The sequence below is a fragment of the Plantactinospora sp. WMMB334 genome (assembly GCF_049179095.1).
In the GTDB taxonomy this organism is placed as follows: domain Bacteria; phylum Actinomycetota; class Actinomycetes; order Mycobacteriales; family Micromonosporaceae; genus Plantactinospora.
In genome coordinates this window covers 998,630-1,016,450 of the sequence record NZ_JBMHME010000002.1, presented here as the reverse complement: position 1 = coordinate 1,016,450, position 17,821 = coordinate 998,630, and the positions used below count along the sequence as shown (strand labels likewise).

Here is a 17,821-nt window from a genome sequence, read left to right as displayed (position 1 = left end):
GAGAAAGTCTACCCCTACCCGGCCGAGATCGCGCCGTCCGCCTCGGCCGCGTGATCAGGACCGCTCTGCCGGCCGGCCGGCGCCTGGCTCGGCATCTGCTCGGTGTCAGGGCGGATGTCGATCCGCCAACCGGTCAGCCGGGCAGCAAGTCGGGCATTCTGCCCCTCCCGCCCGATGGCAAGGGAAAGCTGGAAGTCGGGCACGGTCACCCGGGCCGTACGGGTCGCCGCGTCGACGACCTCGACCCGGAGCGCCTTGGCCGGCGAGAGGGCATTGCCGACGAACTGGGCCGGCTCCTCCGACCAGTCGATGATGTCGATCTTCTCACCGTGCAGCTCGCTCATCACCGCCCGGACCCGCTGACCCATCGGGCCGATGCAGGCACCCTTGGCGTTCACCCCCGAGACCATCGACCGCACCGCGATCTTGGTGCGGTGGCCGGCCTCCCGGGCGATCGCGGCGATCTCCACGGTGCCGTCCGCGATCTCCGGCACCTCCAGGGCGAAGAGCTTCTTCACCAGGTTGGGGTGCGACCGGGAGAGGGTGATCTGCGGCCCCCGGAAGCTCTTCACCACGTGTACGACCACGCACCGGATCCGCTGACCGTGCTCGTAGATCTCGCCGGGGACCTGCTCGGCCTGGGGCAGCACCGCCTCCACCTTGCCGAGGTCGACCGAGACGATGCCCTTCTCGCTGCGCGCCTCGTGCGCCTGCACCACCCCGGTGACCAGGTCACCGTCCCGGCCGGCGTACTCGCCGAAGTGCACCTCGTCGGTGGCCTCCCGCAGGCGTTGCAGGATGACCTGCTTGGCGGTCATCGCGGCGATCCGGCCGAAGTCGTGCGGAGTGTCGTCGAACTCCCGGATCACCGCGCCCTCGGCGTCCTGCTCCTGGGCGTAGACCAGGGCCGCGCCGGTCTTGCGGTCGATCTCGACCCGTGCGTGCGCCTGGGCCCCCTCGGTGTGCCGGTACGCCGTCAGCAACGCGGTCTCGATCGCCGCGAGAATCGTGTCGAACGGGATCTCCCGCTCCCGCTCCAGGGCGCGCAACGCCGCGAGGTCGATGTTCATCGCTCCTCGCCCTCCACATCTTCGTCGTCGCCGTTGCCGACGTCATCATCGTCATCATCGCCGGCACCGGTCGGATCGTCATCGGCGATCTCGTCCGGCCGGCCGAACTCCACCTGCACCCGCCCCGGCCCGAGGTCGGGGTACGCCCAGCCGACCGGTCCAGCGTCGGTCTCCAGCACCACCTGGTCGTCGTCGGCGGCGACCACCCGGGCGGTCAACTGCCGGTCGCCGGGTGCCGGCACCGCCGCCCCGCCCGCAGCACCGGCATCCGGGCGCCCGCCCGCACGGCCGCCCTCGGTGTCGCCGGCCTCCGGGCGCCGGCCGGGGCCACGCACGGTCACCTTCACCAGGCGGCCGACGTTGCGCCGCCAGTGCCGGGGCTGGGTCAGCGGCCGGTCCACGCCCGGTGAGCTCACCTCGAGCTGGTATTCCCCGGCGACCAGGTCCCCACCGGTCTCCTCGGCCTCGTCGAGGGCCTTGGAGAGCAGCCGGGAGACGTCCGCGACCGCGTCCAGGCTCACCCCGCCGTCACCGTCCACCACGACCCGGACCACGTACCTCCGGCCGGCCCGGGACACCGACAGGTCCTCCAGGTCGTAGCCGGCGGCGGTCACCACCGGTTCGATCACGGCACGGAGCCGGAGCCGACGCGTGGACGAGTCCTCGCGTGGACGCCCGGGAGCCCGGTGGCCCACCTTCGGCCGACCGGCGTTCCGGCCACGCTGCGTCATCTCCGCCCTCCTCCCACGATCACCGGCCCCGCCCGGCAGCCATACCAGCGTGCCACCGGACTCGTGCGTCCGGCGGCTGCGCAGAGCGTAACGCGCGGGCCGCCCCGGAGCCCGGTCGGCGCACCGACGCCCGGGTGCCGACCCCGACGGCGGCGCCGATGGTGTTGACTTGCCGGGTGCGGATCGGGAACACGAACCAGGCGAGCGGGACGGGCCGACACCCGGGACGGGTCCTCCGGGCGGGGCGGTCCCGGCGCGAGGTGGTGCGCGCGGCCGCCCTGCTCGGGTTCGTCGGCGCCACCGCCCCGGTCACCGGCTGCGGGCTCTTCGACGGTGAGCCGGATCCGCCGCCTCCACCGGACCCGCTGGCACCGCTGATCACCGGCGCCCTCGACCTCGCCGCCCGCTACGACGCGGCCGTCGCGGCCCACCCGGAGCTGGCCGACCGGCTCCGCCCGGTCGCCGAGGCGCACCGCGCGCACGCCGCCGAGCTCGCCCGGGTGACCGGAACGGCGCTGCCCAGCGCCACCCCCACCGCCTCCGCCCCGGCCACCGACCCCGGGGCCGGGACCGCGACGGCCACCCTCGGCGGGTTGCGGGAGGCCGAACAGCAGGGCAGGGAGGCGGCGAGCAGAGCCGCCGCCGAGGCTCCGGCCGGCCGGGCCGCCCTGGTCGGGTCGATCGCCGCGGCCCGGGCGACCCACCTGGAGGTGCTGAGGTGATCGGACCGGGAGCGGCACGGCGGGAGGTGGGCTGATGTCCGAGGCACTGGCGGCCGCGCTCGCCGCCGAGCACGCGGCGATCTACGCGTACGGGCCGATCGGGGTACGGCTGCGTGGTGCCGCCGCCGACCAGGCCCGCTCCGCCGAGGCGGCGCACCGCAGCCGCCGGGACGCGCTCGTGCTGCTCCTCACCGAAGGAGGCGGCCCGGTGCCGGCGGCCGCACCGGCGTACGCGCTGCCGTTCCCGGTGACCGACGAGGCGAGCGCGCTCCGGCTGGCGGTCGAGATCGAGGAGCGGACCGCGGCGGTGTGGCGGGCCGCACTGCCCGCCACCGAGGGTCCTCCGCGCACCCGGGCGGTCGACGGGCTCACCGACGCGGCGGTCCGGGCCACCCGGTGGCGGAAGGCCGCCGGGGTAACCCCGGCGACGGTGCCGTTCCCCGGCCGCCCCACCTGACACCTCCGGCACGGCACTCCCCGCGGCACGACACTCCCACGGCAGGCACTCCCGCGGCAGGCACCCCGGCGGCACGGCACCCGCGGCGGCACGGCGCGTGGGGAGCCGGCACACTGTGTCGATGTCCGCTTCGGGGAAATCGTTGTCCGCGCTGGGCAGGGCCGTCCGTCGGCTCGGGCACACGCGCTGGTTCGCCGCCTGCACGCCGGTGCTGGTCCCGGCCGACCGCCTGGTCGCCCGGCTGACCAGGGGCCGGGTCGTGGCGCTCGGTCTGGTGCCGTCGCTGCTGATCACCACCACCGGCCGCCGGTCCGGGCGCCCGCGCAGCACCCCGCTGCTCTACGTGCCGGACGGCGACGCGTTGGTCGTCGCGGGCTCGAACTGGGGCCGGCCGGAACAGCCCGCCTGGGCGCTCAACCTGCTCGCCGACCCGACCGCCACGGTCACCATCGACGGCATCCGGACACCGGTCCGGGCCCGAACGGCCGAGGGCGCCGAGCGGGACCGGCTCTGGGCTCTGCTGGTGGCCGAGTGGCCGGCGTACCGGACCTACGTACACCGGGCCGGGGGCCGCGACATCCGCGTCTTCCGCCTGGAACCGGCCGGTCCACCGGTTGGACAGTGGCCGCCGGGCACCACCGGCGACAACGACCTGGACATCGGAGGCGCCAACGGCGCGGGTCAACGCCTCTGATGTCCAGGTGACCGGCCTCTTGTCGCGCCGGCCGGCCGTCTCAGCCCACGCTGACGCCGACCAGCCGGCCCACCAGATAGGTCGCGGCGGTCGCCGCCGCGCCGAGCAGGAGCTGCCGGCCGCCGCTGACCCACCACTTCCGCCGGGTGAAGCGGGCGACCAGCGCACCGGCGACGACGAGGCCGACACCGCCCACGCCGAGCGCCAGCCACAGGCTGGAGAAGCCCAGCAGATAGCTGAGCAACGGCACGACGGCACCGACCGAGAAACAGAGGAACGACGAGAAGGCGGCCGTCCAGGGGCTCGGCCGCTCGTCGGCGTCGACGCCCAGCTCCTCCTGGACGTGCACCCGCAGCGCCTGCTCCGGGTTGTGCCGCAGCGCCTCCGCGACCCGCTCGGCGAGCTCCCGGGGCAGCCCGTGCTCCACCCAGGCGTCGGCGAGTTCCCGCGCCTCGCCGGCCGGGTTCCGTTCCAGCTCGCGGCGCTCCTTGGCAACCTCGGCGGCGACCTGCTCGTTCTGCGACTGCACGCTGGTGTACTCGCCGAGAGCCATCGAGATCGCCCCGGCCACCAGCCCGGCGAAGCCGGTCAGCACGATGTTTCGGGGCGCGACACCGCCGCCGCCGACCCCGGCGATCAGGGCGATGTTGGTGACCAGACCGTCCATCGCGCCGAAGACGGCCGGGCGGAGCCAGCCGCCGGAGACGTCGGCGTGCTGGTGCTCGCTGACCGGGGTGGCGGCGTCCGTCACGGTCGAAGCCTCCGTCACGGCAGGGTGAGGATCTCGTGGCCGTCCTCGGTGACCAGGACGGTGTGCTCGAACTGCGCGGTCCAACGCCGGTCCCTGGTGACCACCGTCCAGCCGTCCTCCCACACGTCGTATTCGTACGTGCCGAGGGTGATCATCGGCTCGATCGTGAAGGTCATCCCCGGTTCCATCACGTCGGTCGGGCGCGGGCTGTCGTAGTGCGGCACGTAGAGCCCGCTGTGGAATGCCTCGCCGATGCCGTGCCCGGTGAAGTCCCGCACCACGCCGTAGCCGAAGCGCTTGGCGTACGACTCGATCACCCGACCGACCACGTTGATCTGCCGGCCTGGGGCGACCGCCCGGATGCCCCGCATCATCGCCTCGTGGGTCCGCTCCACCAGCAGCCGGGCCGGCTCGGAGACCTCGCCGACGCAGAAGGTGGCGTCGGTGTCACCGTGCACGCCGCCGATGTACGCGGTCACGTCGACGTTGATGATGTCGCCGTCCGTCAGCACGGTGGAGTCGGGGATGCCGTGGCAGATGACCTCGTTGAGGCTGGTGCAGCAGGACTTGGGAAAGCCCTTGTAGCCGAGCGTGGAGGGGTAGGCGCCGTGGTCGACCAGGAACTCGTGCACCACCCGGTCGATCTCGTCGGTGGTGACACCCGGCTTGCAGTGCTCGCCGGCGAGCTGGATCGCCTGGGCGGCGATCCGGCCGGCGACCCGCATCTTCTCGATCGTCTCGGCGGACTGCACGTGCGAGCCGCGCCACTCCTTCGGCCGCTTCTTGCCGACGTATTCCGGGCGGACGATGTGTGGCGGCACCTCGCGCCACGGGGAGATCGTGCCAGGGGTCAACGGCGCACGGACGGTCATGACTTCCACCCTATCGCCGCTTCAGAGGGGGGTGACGTAGGCGCCGGTGATCCCCCCGTCGACCACGAACTGGGCGGCGGTCATGAACGACGCGTCGTCGCTGGCGAGGAAGGCCACCGCGGCGGCGATCTCCGCCGGCTCCCCGAAGCGCCCCATCGGGACGTGCACCAGTCGCCGGGCCGCCCGCTCCGGATCGGCGGCGAAGAGCTCCCGCAGCAGCGGGGTGCCGATCGGCCCCGGGCAGAGCGCGTTGACCCGGATCCCCTGCCGGGCGAACTGCACGCCGAGCTCCCGGGTCAGCGCCAGCACCCCGCCCTTGCTCGCCGTGTAGGCGATCTGCGAGGTGGCCGCCCCCATCAGCGCGACGAATGAGGCGGTGTTGATGATCGAGCCCCTGCCCTGCCGGAGCATGTGCGGGAGCACATGTTTGCAGCAGAGGTAGACGCTCGTGGTGTTGACCCGGATCACCCGCTCCCAGGCGTCCAGCCCGGTCTGCAGGATCGAGTCGTCCTCCGGCGGGGAGATGCCGGCGTTGTTGAAGGCGATGTCGATCCGGCCGCGCCGGGCCGCGACCTGGTCGAAGAGATCGCGTACGGCCGCCTCGTCGGAGACGTCGCAGTCGACGAACTCGCCCGCCACCTCGTCGGCGGCGGCCCGTCCGGCCTCGGCCGCCACGTCGACACAGACCACGTACGCCCCCTCGGCGGCCAGCCGGCGGGCGCTCGCCAGCCCGATCCCGCTGCCGGCGCCCGTCACCACGGCCACCCGGCCGGCCAGTCGATCACTGCTCACCACTGCGCTCCCCTCCCGATCCCGGCACTCCTGGCATCCTCACCGACTCGGAGCCCTCGGTCGAGGCCCGGGTGCCGCACGACTGCCGCCAGACCGGGTGCCGGCGCTGTCGACGGGTACTCCGGATCAGTCCCGCATCCGGACGATGACGTTGGCAGTGTCGCTGCGGCCGTTCTGACTGAGCCGGTAGGTGAAGATGTCGACCAGGTCGTGTGCTGCGGTGCGTTCGTAGACCAGTTCCCGGCCGGAGGCGGACTTCGTCACCCGGCCGTAGCGGGGCTGGACGGTGACCGCCAGCGAGGCGTTCGAACTCGCGTAGTCGTTGTCCCGGACCGCGACCACGTTCGGCCCGGTACGCGTCGCCGCCACCTGCTCGCCGTTGGCCAGCGGCGCCTCGACGAATGTCTGGTCCCGCCGGTTGATCCGGACCGACACGCCACTCGGGGTGCGCAGCTCCACGTCGAGCCGGCCGTCGTGGTTCGCGTCGACGACCCGGAACGTGGTGTAGTCGGCCTCCTCGGTCAGGTGCGCCTTCGTGCCGTCGCCGAACACCACGACGACTCCCCCGTCGGGCCCGCCGATGCCCTGGTTGTAGTGGACCACCACGTCCATCCCACCGTCACCGTCGAAGTCCGCGAGGCGGTAGTCGAGGGTGGAGCCCAGGTGGCTGGGTTGTCCGGACACCAGCCGCCCGGCCGGCGTGTTGAGGTACGTCTGGAAGCCGTCCACGTCGTCGGTGACGATGTAGATGTCCTGCAGGCCGTCACCGTTGAAGTCGGCCCGGTAGATGCCGCCGGGCCGGCGCACGTACCGGTACGTCGCCACCGGACGGTAGTCGCGGAACACCAGCGTGTAGTAGGTGACGGGGTTGGACGGCCCGCTGAACCAGGCGAGTACGAGTTCGGGCGTCCCGTCGCCGCCGAGGTCCACGTACTCCCCGGTGTCCGGGCACTCGACGATCCGGCCGGTGAAGCCCGGCAGCAGGTAGCGATGCACAGTGGCCGGCCCGTATCCACCCTGTGGCCGGCCGTGCTCGACGGTGATCTGGCAGCGGTCGCCGCTGCCGCCGGAGCGTACCCGGTCCGCCACGCCGTCACCGTTCATGTCCCCGTGGATCGGCCGGAACGCGCCGCCCGCCTGGGCCGGCGTCGTGGCCAGCAGCCCGGCACCCACCGACGCGACCAACCATGCACAGAGAAGTCTCCGACCGCGCATCAGACCAGCCCCTTTCGCCGCAAGGCACGTTGGGGGGAGGTTATGCGGCGGCACCAACACAGAGAAGATAGCTAACCGTATTCCGACAGTTACTAGGCGTCAGTCGCGCCCACCTCGGTCGTCCCGCCCTCCGCCGGGCCGGGACCGGGTTCAGAGGCGTTCGAAGCCACGCCGCAACTCCCAGTCCGTCACCGCCGCGTCGAAGGCGGCCAGCTCCACCCGCGCCTGGTTGGCGTAGTGCGCCACCACCTCGTCCCCGAAGGCGTCCCGGGCCACCGGCGACGCCGTCCACCGGTCGAGCGCGTCCCGCAGCGTCGCCGGCGCCCGGGGCGCGGACCCGTCGGCGTACGCGTTGCCGGCGAACTCCGGCTCCAGGTCGAGCCCGGCCTCGATCCCGTGTACGGCCCCGGCCACCAGCGCCGCGATCGCCAGGTACGGGTTGACGTCGGCGCCGGGCAGCCGGTTCTCCACCCGCATCCCCTGGCCCTGCCCGACCAGCCGCAGCGCACAGGTGCGGTTGTCCGTGCCCCAGCGCAGCGCCGTCGGGGCGAACGAGCCCGGCTGGTAGCGCTTGTACGAGTTGACGTTCGGCGCCATCAGCAGGCCGAGGTCGGGGATCGTCGCCAGCAGCCCGGCCAGCACCCGCTGCCCGACGCTGGAGAGCCGGGCCGGACCGTTGCCGAGCATCGCCGAGCGGCCGTTCGCGGTGCGCAGCGAGAAGTGGATGTGACAGGAGTTTCCCTCCCGCTCGTTCGGCTTCGCCATGAAGGTGATCGACATGCCCTCCTGCGCGGCGATCTCCTTCGCCCCGTTCTTGTAGATCACGTGGTTGTCGGCGCAGGTCAGCGCGTCCGCGTACCGGAAGGCGATCTCGTGCTGGCCGAGGTTGCACTCGCCCTTGGCGCTCTCCGGGACGAGCCCCGCGCCGGCCATCTCGGTGCGGATGCGCCGCAGCAGCGGCTCGACCCGAGCGGTGCCGAGCAGCGAGTAGTCCACGTTGTAGAGGTTCGCCGGGGTCAGCTCGCGGTAGCCGCGCCGCCAGGCGTCCTCGTAGGAGTCGCGGTAGAGGACGAACTCCAGCTCGGTGCCGGCGTACGCGGTCAGGCCGTGCCCGGCGAGCCGGTCGAGCTGGCGGCGGAGGATCTGCCGGGGCGAGGCGACCACGTCGCCGCCGTCCAGCCAGCGCAGGTCGGCCAGGAGCATCGCGGTGCCGGGCTGCCAGGGGACCCGGCGCAGCGTACCGAGGTCGGGGACCATGGCGAAGTCGCCGTAGCCACGCTCCCAGCTCGACATGGCGTACCCGTCGACGGTGTTCATCTCGACGTCGACCGCGAGCAGGTAGTCGCAGCCCTCGCTGCCGTGCCCGAGCACCTCGGCGAGGAAGTACGGGGCGTGGAACCGCTTGCCCTGTAGCCGCCCCTGCATGTCGGTCAGGGCCAGCACCACGGTGTCGATCTCGCCGCCGTCGACCGCCACCCGCAGCGCCTCCAGGCTGAGCGCCGGTGCCCGGCCCCCGCCGGCCGCCGACGCCGTCACACGCCCTCCCCGTCCGTCCCGCCGCCGCTGCCCGGATCAGCAGCCGGGACCGGGTCGGGGATGGTCGGATCGGGTTGCGCGACGGTGGGGACCAGGTTCTGGCGCGGGCCGGTGAACCAGTGTCGCGCGCCCAGCAGCCACCAGAGCCAGGCCCCGCCGAGCACCACCGCGACCGCCACGATCGTGTAGTTGAAGGTCGAGGCGGTGATCGGGGCGGTGGTCGGAAGCACGAAGAGGACGCAGATCACCGCCACCCAGCCGATCGCCAGCCAGCCGACCAGCGGGCTCCAGCGGCCGAGCTGCCACGGGCCGGGCCGGAAGTCGGGGCTGCGGCGGCGCAGGAAGACCGGGCCGACGTAGGCGATGTAGAGGCCGATCACCGCGATCGAGGTGGCCGCCAGGTAGGCGGTGGTGTTCCAGAGCGAGGGAACCACCAGCACCGTCGAGCAGGCGACGCAGAGCCAGATGGAGTTGGTCGGCGTACCGGTGCGGGGGTTGACCCGGCGCCAGAACGCCGAGCCGGGCAGCGCGCCGTCGCGGCTGAACGCGTACGCCATCCGGGAGTTGGCGGTGACCGAGGCCATCCCGCAGAAGAACTGCGCCACCACGCAGATGAAGAGCAGGAAGGTGCCGGTGACCTCGCCGGTGGCGTCGATGAAGATCTGGGCCGGTGGCAGCCCGAGCTCGGTCTGCCGCTGCGCCTCGTAGTCCCGGATCGACCAGGTGATCGCGAAGAGCAGCACGAAGCCGGCGACGACCGAGACCACCACCGACATCACGATGCCCCGGGGCGCCGCGCGGGCCGCGTCGTGGGTCTCCTCGGCCACGTGCGCGCTCGCGTCGTAGCCGGTGTAGGTGTACTGCGCCATCAGCAGGCCGATCAGGACGGCGTAGACGGCCGCGCCGGTGAAGTCGAAGCCGGTGGCGTTGCGTACCTCGAAGAAGACCTCGGAGATCGGCTTGTGCTGGTCGGGCACGATCGCCAGCACCCCGACGATGGTCGCCACGCCGGCCAGGTGCCACCAGGCGCTGACGTCGGAGAGCACCCGGACCAGGTTGACTCCGAAGGTGTTCAACAGGCCGTGCGCGACGATGATCACGAGGAAGACCACGAAGGTACGCTCCGCGGTCACCTCGATGTCGAAGGTGAGGCTGAGGAACGCCGAGGTGGTGATCGCCGCCCCGAAGTCGATGGCGGCGGTGACCGCCACCTCGCCGAGGAAGTTGAACCAGCCGATGAACCAGGCCCAGGCCGCCTTGTTGCGCTTCGCCAGCGCCGCCGCCCACCAGTAGAGCGCGCCGGCGGTGGGATAGACCGAACAGATCTCGGCCATCGCGAGTGCGACCAGGGTCACCATGCCGCCCACGGCGAGCCAGCCGAGGGTGATCGCCAGCGGCCCACCGGCGGTCATCGCGATGCCGTACGAGGTGATCGCGCCGGCCAGGATGGAGATGATCGAGAAGGAGACCGCGAAGTTGGAGAAGCCGGAGAGCTTGCGGCGCAGTTCCTGCTGGTAGCCGAGCTCGGCGAGGCGCTGCTCGTCGGCGTCGGGTGCGGCGGTGACCGGCGTACCGCTCGGCTGGGTGGGTGCGCTCATCGGTGTCTCCTTCATCCGGCCGGATGGAGTTTGTGACCGTCGTCACGCCTCTGTCCGAGATGGTCCGCCCCCGGAAGATCTACGTCAACCGATCACGGCGGAGTGATCCGGGCCACTGGTGCCACCTCCGGGTCGCATCGACGATTTGAAGAAGTCTTCAATTGCTCATATGCAGGTGCCGCTGTACCAGGCCAAGGCCGAGTTCTTCCGGATGCTCGGGCATCCGGTCCGGATCCGCGTCCTCGAACTGCTCGGCGAGGGCCCGCGGCCGGTCCGCGACCTCCTGGTCGAGACCGATGTGGAGGCGTCCAACCTGTCCCAGCAGCTCGCCGTGCTGCGCCGGGCCGGGATCGTCGTGTCGCACCGGGAGGGTGCCAACGTCGTCTACGCGCTCGCCGGGCCGGACGTGGCCGACCTGATGAGAGCCGCCCGGCGCATCCTCACCGAGATGCTCCAGGGCCAGGCCGAGCTGCTCGCCTCGCTGCGCGTGGAGAGCGAGTGAGATTCACCGGACTCCTGCCCGGCCGGGCCGACCTGGCCGCCGTACGCCGCAACCCCCGCGCCGACCTGCTGGCCGGGCTCACCGTCGCGGTGGTGGCGCTGCCGCTCGCCCTCGGCTTCGGCGTCGCCTCCGGGCTCGGCGCCACGGCCGGGCTGGTCACCGCGATCGTGGCCGGTGCGCTGGCGGCCGTCTTCGGCGGCTCGAACCTTCAGGTCTCCGGCCCGACCGGGGCGATGACGGTGGTCCTCGTCCCGATCATCGCCCGGTACGGGCCCGCCGGGGTCCTCACCGTCGGGTTCCTCGCCGGGCTGATCCTGCTCGGCCTCGCACTCGTCCGGGCCGGCCGGTACGCGCGACTGGTCCCCGCCCCGGTGGTCGAGGGCTTCACCGCCGGCATCGCCGTCATCATCCTGCTCCAGCAGGTGCCACCGGCGCTCGGCCAGCAGTCCCACGCCGAGCAGGTGCTCCCGGCCACCTGGCGGGCGGTGGCGGCCTTCGCCGACGCTCCCCACTGGCCGTCGGTGGTCTTCTCGCTCGGTGTCGCGGCCGTGGTGCTCATCCTCCTCCGGTGGCGGCCACAGCTCCCCGCCGCCCTGCTCGCCGTCGTGGCGGCGACCACCGCCGCCCAGCTCTGGGACGTCGACCTGGCCCGCATCGGGGCCCTGCCGGCGACGCTTCCCGCGCCGTCACTGGCGTTCCTTCGGCTCGACGCCGTCGCCCCGCTGCTCACCTCGGCGGTGGCGGTCGCGGCCCTGGCCGCGCTGGAGTCGCTGCTCTCGGCGACCGTGGCCGACGGGATGCGGCGCGGCGAGCGGCACGACCCCGACCGCGAGCTGTTCGGGCAGGGCATCGCGAACCTCGTCACCCCGCTCTTCGGCGGCGTGCCGGCGACCGCCGCCATCGCCCGTACGGCGGTCAACGTCCGCGCCGGGGCGGTTTCCCGGCTCGCCGCGCTGACCCACGCGCTCGTGCTCGCCGTCATCATGTTCGCCGCCGCACCGCTGGTGGCCGGCATCCCGCTCGCCGCGCTCGCGGGGGTGCTGCTCGCCACCGCCGTCCGGATGGTGCATGTCGGCACGCTGCGCGCGATGGCCGGGGCCAGCCGCTCGGACGCGCTGGTGCTGGTGCTCACCGCCGGTGCCACGGTGCTGCTGGACCTGGTCGCCGCCGTACTGCTCGGACTGATCGTCGCCGGTGGCCTGGCCCTGCGGAAGGTCGCCAACTCGATGCGGGTGGACCAGATACCGCACGACGAGCACCTGCCGCACCTCGCCGTCTACCGGCCGAGCGGACCGCTCTTCTTCGCCGCCGCGCACCGGCTGCGCCGGGAACTGGCCCGGATCGAGGGGGTCGACGTCGTGCTGCTGCGGCTCTCCCGGGTCACCGCGATAGACGCCTCGGGCGCGCTGGCGCTGCGGGAGGCCGTCGAGGACCTGCACCACCGGAACATCGTCGTACACGCCTCCGGGGTCCGGGCCGAGCACCGCCGGGCCCTGGCCTCGCTCGGCGTCCTGGCACTGCTGCACGAACGGGTGCACGTCGACGCCCCGACCGCGATCGCCGCACTGCGCACACCCGCGGCCCCGCCCCGGTACGGGCACCATCCCCGGGAGGGGGAACCCGTAGGCGCGGCCGGAGCGGCCGATGCGGCTGATCCGGCTGATCCGGCTGGTGACGTGTCGCCGTGACGTGTCGCCGGGAGGCGTCGCCGTGGCGTGTCGGCACTTGATTTCCGCAATATCATCCGGTGGATCGGCTAGGTTTTTCCGCATGAGTCTGTTGGGCGACGCGGTGGCGACACTCGAGGAGCGGGGCGTGCTCGACCGGCTCGGCCGGTTGATCCAGCAGGTCTACCGGCGCGCCGCCGACCGGCACGAGCCCGAGCTCGGCGACGACGCGATGAGCTTCGGCACCACCGTGTGGCGCAACCTGACCAACCTCGGCAAGGCCGAGTTCGACGGCCTGGACGGGATCCGGGTCCGGCTGGAGGACAACTCGCTGGAGCTGCACTGCGCCGGCTACGTGGTCCGGCTCTACTCGCTGCAGAGCGGGATCGAGTCGGTCCGCTGGGAGGGCAGCGAGGCCCGGCTCGGCGGCGCCGTGGAGAACAGCCGCGACCGGCAGCTCGCCTTCGACGACGAGGGGCAGTTCCCGGAGATCTTCGCCGGCATGGTGCCGCCGAAGCGACACGTCCGGATCGCGCACACCGGCGACATCGCCACCGGCGAGGCGGTCGCCTACATCGGGCTGCCCCGCGACAACCGGGACAACGGCTCCCCCTGGTTCGAGGTGCGGCTCTGGTTCGGGCAGCCGGCCACCACCGGCCATCCGCTGCCGGTCGTCGACCCCTCGGTGCCGCTGCCCCGCACCGACGAGCCGCCGATTCCCGAGCTGGACCTGCGCTCGCTCCAGCCGGCCACCCTCGGCACCGCCGAGCGGTCGGCGTGACGGGACGGCCCCGGCCACCCGTACCCGCCGCCGCCACAGCAGCCGCAGTAGCCGCCGCCTTCGCACCGCACGCCCTGGCCCTGGCCCGCCGGTGGCGGCGGATGCGCAAGAACGAGCTGGCCCGGCAGGTCGGGGTCACGGCAGCGGCGGTCAGCCAGTACGAGCTGGGCCAGGCCCGCCCGTCGGCGGCGGCACTGGCCCGGCTGGCCCTGGCGCTGGCGATGCCTGTCGAGTTCTTCGCCGCCGGGCATCCCGTGCCGGTCACCTCCGGGCAGGCGCACTTCCGCAGCCTGCGTACGACCAGCCAGGCCGAGCGGGACCAGGCGGAGTCCTTCGGCGAACTCGCCTGGCGGGTGGTCGAGGTGATCGAGCGGCAGCTCCGGCTCCCCCGGCTGCGCCTGCCGCAGCTGGAGCTGGCCGAGCCGACCGGCCCCGCGGAGGTCCGCGCCGCCGCCGTCACCGCACGGGAGGCGTTCGGCCTCGGGACCGCCCCGGTGCCGCACATGGTGCGACTGCTGGAATCCGCCGGGGTGATCGTGCTCGCCCTGCCCGACGTCTCCGAGCGGGTCGACGCCTTTTCGCACTGGTACGGCCAGCGCCCGTTCGTCTTCCTCAACCCGGGCAAGGAGGACCGGGCGCGATCCCGGATGGACGCCGCACATGAGCTGGGCCACCTGCTGATGCATCACGACGCCGAGCCCGGCAGCCAGCTCCTGGAACGGCAGGCCAGCGCGTTCGCCTCCGAATTCCTGGCCCCGAGCGCGAAGCTCCGCGACGACCTGCCGGGCCGGCTCGACTTCGACCGGCTGCACGAGCTCAAACGTCGCTGGGGGATCAGCCTGAAGGCACTGGTCTACCGGGGGCACGACCTCGGCGTCTACCGGGAGCACACGTACCGGCGCGGGATGGCGCTGCTCGCCCGGTGGGGCTTTCCCGAGCCGGGCGACCTCGGCCCGCGCGAGCAGCCGTCGATGCTCGGCAGGGCCGTCGAGCTCCTCGCCGGGCAGGAGCGCACGCCCGGCCACCGGGAGGGCACGGTGGTCGGCCACCGGGAGGGCACGGTGGTGGGCCACCGCGAGGGCACGGCGGTCGGCCGGCTGGCCGTCCGGGCCGGGCTGCCGGCGGAGCTCACCGCCGCCGTACTGGCGGCGGGCAGCGAGCACCTCCCGGAACTGGAGATCGTCGCCGAGCGCGTCGGGCGACCGGACGGATCCGCGCCGTAACGCCGATGCCGGTAATTGCGTTGCCGGGCGGTGGTCGCCGGGCGCATGATCTGAGACGTGACATGTCAGGAGTTGCACACCGCGCGCCGCCCACGCCGGCGCGCCGGGTCCCCGGCCTGACCGGACGGCATCGCGCGCGATCTCGGCGCGCCGGTCCGGCTCTGCCGGACCCGACGGGCCCGCACCAGGGCCCGACGCCGGGTTCTCGGACGACCCGGCTCCCGCGGCGGCGCGGGGCGCGGTCACCTCTCTCATCGGGTGCGACGCCGGTCGTGCCAGCGCCCGCTCCGCGCCGCCGCACTCGCCCCGTCCGGCCTTCCCGAGAGACAGGGCGGCCGGCGCTCAGGTGAGGACGAGACCGACCAGCCAGACGCCGGTGATGCCGAGCGCGGCGGCCAACTCGACCAGCAGGGCGAGCCCGACCGCCGCCAGCGCGTGCCGGGTGGAGGGCCAGGCCTGCCGGGCGTCCCCGAGCCGGGCAAGCTCGGCGAGCCAGAGCCCGAGCACGAAGCCGAGCACCAGCCCGACCACCGGCACCACGAAGAATCCGACCAGCCCGAGTACGCCCCCGGCGAGCAGCGAGACGGTCGACACACCGCTGCGTTTCAGGTTCCGCCCCGGCCACAGGTACTTCACAGTGGTGCCGAAGACCGCGATCACCGTGGCCAGGCCCAGCACCACCCAGCGACCGCCCCCCTCGCCGTCACCGAGGAACGACCAGACCACCACGCCCAGCCAGCAGAGGATGAGTCCCGGGACGATCGGCACGATCACCCCGCAGACGCCGATCACGATCGTCACGCCACACAGGAGGGTCACCACGGACTCGGTGTCGGTCATGTCCACGCCTCCCAGGGTGCCCTACCGCCGCCGGAGGCACCGCATCCGCCACCCCGTCAGGCCCGGCCACCCGTTCAGGCCGGGCCACCCCGTCAGGCCGGGCCACCCCGTCAGGCCGGGGCGCCGCGTCAGGCCGGGGCGCCGCGTCAGGCCGTGGTGTCGAGTCGCCGCTCCGCCCGGGCCGCCAACCGCCGGATGATCTCGGCCTCCGGGGCCGGCGGCGCGAAGTATCGCCCCTGGGCGGCGTCGCAGCCCAGTGCCCGGAGCTGGTCGGCCTGCCCGACCGTCTCGACCGCCTCGGCGGTGACCGTCAGCCCCAGGGCGTGCGCGAGCCGGACGAGCGCGTCCACGATCCGGCCGTCCACCAGACCCTGCCGGTCGCTGGACCGGATGCCCTCCACGAACGGGCCGGCGAGCTTGAGGTTGTGGATCGGCAGCCGGCGGAGGTACGCCAGGTTGGAGTATCCGGTGCCGAAGTCGTCGATCGCCAGCCGTACGCCGAGGGCGGCCAGCCGGCGCAGCGCGGGCAGCGGCTCGCCGGCGGTGGCCATCACCGCGCTCTCGGTCAGCTCGAGCTGGAGCAGGTCGGCGGGGAGGTCCGCCTGGCGCAGCGCCTCCGAGACCGTGTCGACGATGGTCGGATCGCCGGCCTGCCGGGCGGCCAGGTTGACGCTGACCACCACCCGGGCATCGGGAAAGTCCCGGTGCCACCGGCTCGCCGCCTCGCAGGCCCGGGTCAGCACCCACCGGCCCAGCTCGACGATCAGCCCGGTCTCCTCGGCCAGGCCGATGAACTCGTCCGGGCCGAGCAGTCCCCGCTCGGGGTGCCGCCACCGGACCAGCGCCTCCACCGCGCAGATCGATCCGTCGGCCAGCGCCACGATCGGCTGGTAGTCGAGGAGGAACTCGCCCCGGGCCAACCCGGCCGACATGGCGGCGACCAGGGCCGACCGGGCCTGCTCCCGGGCCCGCCGCGCCGGGTCGTAGCTCACCCACCGGGCCCGTCCCTCGGCCTTGGCCCAGTGCAGGGTGACGTCGGCGGCCTTCATCATCTCGGCGACCGAGGTGGTGCCGAGCGGCCCGGAGACCAGGCCGATGCTGGCGGTCACCGAGAGCCGGTGCTCACCGACCTGCACCGGCTCGGCGACCGTCGCGAGTATCCGGTCCCCCATCGCCTTGACCGCCCGGCACCCGGCGTCGTGGTCGAGCAGGACCACGAACTCGTCGCCGCCCATCCGGGCGACCAGGTATCCCTGCCCGGCCACACTGTCGGCGAGCCGCCTGGCGACGGTGACCAGCAGGTTGTCCCCCAGGGCGTGCCCGAGGCTGTCGTTGACCGCCTTGAAGCCGTCGAGGTCGAGGAAGCAGATCCCCACCCGGTCGTCCGCCTCGCGGGTGGCGAAGAGTTCGCCGAGCCGGTCGAGGAAGAGGGTGCGGTTCGGCAGCCCGGTCAGCGGGTCGTGCGACGCCTGGTGGCGCAGCCGCTCCTGCAACCTGTGCCGCTCGGTGACATCCTCCATCATCGCCACGGTGAACCGGGGTCGGCCGTCGTCGTGCCGGATCAGCGACACCGCCAGGTCGGTCCAGATCGCACTGCCGTTCTTACGGTAGTAGCGCTTCTCCACCCGTATGGTGTCGTGCTTGCCCTCGATCAGTTCCTGGTACAGCTCCCACATCCCGGCCGCGTCGTCCGGATGGAAGAGGGCGGCGACGTTCATCTCGCGCAGCTCGGCCGCCGAGTAGCCGAGCAGCTCGACGAAGGCGCGGTTGACGTCGAGGATCCGCCCGTCGATGTCGGCGATGCCGATCCCGATCGCGGCGTCGACGAAGACCGCCCGGAACCGCGCCTCGCTGTCCCGCAGCGCCCGCTCGATCTGGTCCCTGGCCTCCCAGACGGAGCGGGCGATCCGTTCCTGCTGGGTGAGGGTCCGCTCGCGCAGGGCCCGGGCGAACCCGGCCGCCAGGGCACCCTGGAGGGCGGCGACCCGGGCCGGGGCCTCCGGTCCGCCCCCGGACGCCTCCGGTCCGCCCCCGGAGGCTTCCGGTCCGGACGCCTCCGGTCCGGACGCCTCCGGTCCGCCGGAGGTCGGCGCGACGAGGGTGCGGAACTGGTCGCCGAGGACGCGTACCGACCAGTCCAGCATCTCCGGCTCGGTGAGTTCGGCGTCGACAAGGGCCCGGCCGACGTCGTACGCCGGCTGCGCGGTGAAGGGCTCGGCCAGCATCGCCCGGGCGAGCCGTTCGGTCTGCCCCAGCAGCAGGCGCTGATGCTCGGCGGCACTCGTCGGCACGAAGCCCCGCCCGGTCAGTGCCGTCGCCCAGCGGTGCGCGTACAGCTCGATGCCGGCCCGGTCCCCGCCCGGACCGACC

17 protein-coding genes are annotated in these 17,821 nt (G+C 73.2%); 7 read left to right on the top strand and 10 right to left on the bottom strand.

Features of this window, described 5'->3' with window-relative positions; genetic code table 11:
* Positions 1-14: 14 nt before the first annotated feature.
* Together nusA and rimP are read right to left on the bottom strand one after the other, a co-directional pair.
* Positions 15-1,070 carry a transcription termination factor NusA gene (nusA, locus tag ACN27G_RS04390; protein WP_421491491.1) on the bottom strand — a complete coding sequence of 352 codons (1,056 nt, stop codon included), beginning with the start codon at positions 1,068-1,070 and terminating at the stop codon, positions 15-17.
* The gene (rimP, locus tag ACN27G_RS04385) at positions 1,067-1,801 is read right to left on the bottom strand and encodes a ribosome maturation factor RimP (protein WP_421491490.1); all 735 of its coding nucleotides are present in this window, start codon (positions 1,799-1,801) and stop codon (positions 1,067-1,069) included. The genes nusA and rimP overlap by 4 nt, the downstream gene beginning before the upstream one ends.
* Positions 1,802-2,061: 260 nt before the next feature.
* Between rimP and ACN27G_RS04380 the strand changes: the two genes are divergently transcribed.
* From ACN27G_RS04380 to ACN27G_RS04370, 3 genes are all read left to right on the top strand, one after another.
* A complete protein-coding gene (locus ACN27G_RS04380) occupies positions 2,062-2,523 on the top strand; it encodes a hypothetical protein (protein ID WP_421497231.1) in 462 nt (153 codons plus the stop codon).
* A gap of 34 nt (positions 2,524-2,557) precedes the next feature.
* Entirely contained in the window at positions 2,558-2,980 is a 423-nt protein-coding gene (locus tag ACN27G_RS04375; protein ID WP_421491489.1) for a ferritin-like domain-containing protein, read from the top strand.
* A 142-nt stretch (positions 2,981-3,122) separates the two neighbouring features.
* Positions 3,123-3,674, top strand: a complete 552-nt coding sequence (locus tag ACN27G_RS04370; protein WP_421497230.1) for a nitroreductase/quinone reductase family protein — start codon at positions 3,123-3,125, stop codon at positions 3,672-3,674.
* Between the two features lie 40 nt (positions 3,675-3,714).
* Here ACN27G_RS04370 and ACN27G_RS04365 read toward each other — a convergent pair whose 3' ends face one another.
* The 6 genes from ACN27G_RS04365 to ACN27G_RS04340 form a co-directional block, all read right to left on the bottom strand.
* A complete protein-coding gene (locus ACN27G_RS04365; RefSeq protein ID WP_421491488.1) occupies positions 3,715-4,425 on the bottom strand; it encodes a VIT1/CCC1 transporter family protein in 711 nt (236 codons plus the stop codon).
* A gap of 14 nt (positions 4,426-4,439) precedes the next feature.
* Positions 4,440-5,297, bottom strand: a complete 858-nt coding sequence (gene map, locus ACN27G_RS04360) for a type I methionyl aminopeptidase (RefSeq protein ID WP_421491487.1) — start codon at positions 5,295-5,297, stop codon at positions 4,440-4,442.
* Positions 5,298-5,318: 21 nt separating this feature from the next.
* Entirely contained in the window at positions 5,319-6,089 is a 771-nt protein-coding gene (locus tag ACN27G_RS04355; protein ID WP_421491486.1) for a 3-oxoacyl-ACP reductase, read from the bottom strand.
* Positions 6,090-6,215: 126 nt separating this feature from the next.
* A complete protein-coding gene (locus tag ACN27G_RS04350) occupies positions 6,216-7,274 on the bottom strand; it encodes an FG-GAP repeat domain-containing protein (RefSeq protein WP_421491485.1) in 1,059 nt (352 codons plus the stop codon).
* Between the two features lie 180 nt (positions 7,275-7,454).
* A complete protein-coding gene (locus ACN27G_RS04345) occupies positions 7,455-8,840 on the bottom strand; it encodes a glutamine synthetase family protein (RefSeq protein ID WP_421491484.1) in 1,386 nt (461 codons plus the stop codon).
* Complete coding sequence (locus ACN27G_RS04340) at positions 8,837-10,438, bottom strand: amino acid permease (RefSeq protein ID WP_421491483.1); 1,602 nt, start codon at positions 10,436-10,438, stop codon at positions 8,837-8,839. The genes ACN27G_RS04345 and ACN27G_RS04340 overlap by 4 nt, the downstream gene beginning before the upstream one ends.
* 169 nt (positions 10,439-10,607) lie before the next feature.
* On the opposite strand from ACN27G_RS04340, the gene ACN27G_RS04335 reads away from it, so the two are divergent.
* From ACN27G_RS04335 to ACN27G_RS04320, 4 genes are all read left to right on the top strand, one after another.
* Positions 10,608-10,940: an ArsR/SmtB family transcription factor gene (locus ACN27G_RS04335; protein ID WP_421491482.1), complete on the top strand. Its 333-nt coding sequence runs from the start codon at positions 10,608-10,610 to the stop codon at positions 10,938-10,940.
* Entirely contained in the window at positions 10,937-12,628 is a 1,692-nt protein-coding gene (locus tag ACN27G_RS04330) for a SulP family inorganic anion transporter (protein WP_421491481.1), read from the top strand. Before ACN27G_RS04335 ends, ACN27G_RS04330 begins: the two co-directional genes overlap by 4 nt.
* Positions 12,629-12,710: 82 nt before the next feature.
* Complete coding sequence (locus ACN27G_RS04325; RefSeq protein ID WP_421491480.1) at positions 12,711-13,388, top strand: hypothetical protein; 678 nt, start codon at positions 12,711-12,713, stop codon at positions 13,386-13,388.
* A complete protein-coding gene (locus ACN27G_RS04320) occupies positions 13,385-14,611 on the top strand; it encodes an XRE family transcriptional regulator (protein WP_421491479.1) in 1,227 nt (408 codons plus the stop codon). Before ACN27G_RS04325 ends, ACN27G_RS04320 begins: the two co-directional genes overlap by 4 nt.
* Before the next feature lie 342 nt (positions 14,612-14,953).
* On the opposite strand, the gene ACN27G_RS04315 is transcribed toward ACN27G_RS04320, so the two are convergent.
* Both ACN27G_RS04315 and ACN27G_RS04310 read right to left on the bottom strand, forming a co-directional pair.
* Positions 14,954-15,457, bottom strand: coding sequence for a DUF456 domain-containing protein (locus tag ACN27G_RS04315; protein WP_421491478.1), 504 nt, complete (start codon positions 15,455-15,457; stop codon positions 14,954-14,956).
* 140 nt (positions 15,458-15,597) lie between these two features.
* Positions 15,598-17,793, bottom strand: coding sequence for a putative bifunctional diguanylate cyclase/phosphodiesterase (locus tag ACN27G_RS04310; RefSeq protein WP_421497229.1), 2,196 nt, complete (start codon positions 17,791-17,793; stop codon positions 15,598-15,600).
* Positions 17,794-17,821: the final 28 nt, after the last annotated feature.

Coding starts and splice junctions, on each gene's coding strand:
- ACN27G_RS04325 (WP_421491480.1), top strand. CDS start 12,711: ATGAGTCTGTTGGGCGACGCGGTGGCGACACTCGAGGAGCGGGGCGTG.
- rimP (WP_421491490.1), bottom strand. CDS start 1,801: ATGACGCAGCGTGGCCGGAACGCCGGTCGGCCGAAGGTGGGCCACCGG.
- ACN27G_RS04375 (WP_421491489.1), top strand. CDS start 2,558: ATGTCCGAGGCACTGGCGGCCGCGCTCGCCGCCGAGCACGCGGCGATC.
- nusA (WP_421491491.1), bottom strand. CDS start 1,070: ATGAACATCGACCTCGCGGCGTTGCGCGCCCTGGAGCGGGAGCGGGAG.
- map (WP_421491487.1), bottom strand. CDS start 5,297: ATGACCGTCCGTGCGCCGTTGACCCCTGGCACGATCTCCCCGTGGCGC.
- ACN27G_RS04340 (WP_421491483.1), bottom strand. CDS start 10,438: ATGAGCGCACCCACCCAGCCGAGCGGTACGCCGGTCACCGCCGCACCC.
- ACN27G_RS04335 (WP_421491482.1), top strand. CDS start 10,608: ATGCAGGTGCCGCTGTACCAGGCCAAGGCCGAGTTCTTCCGGATGCTC.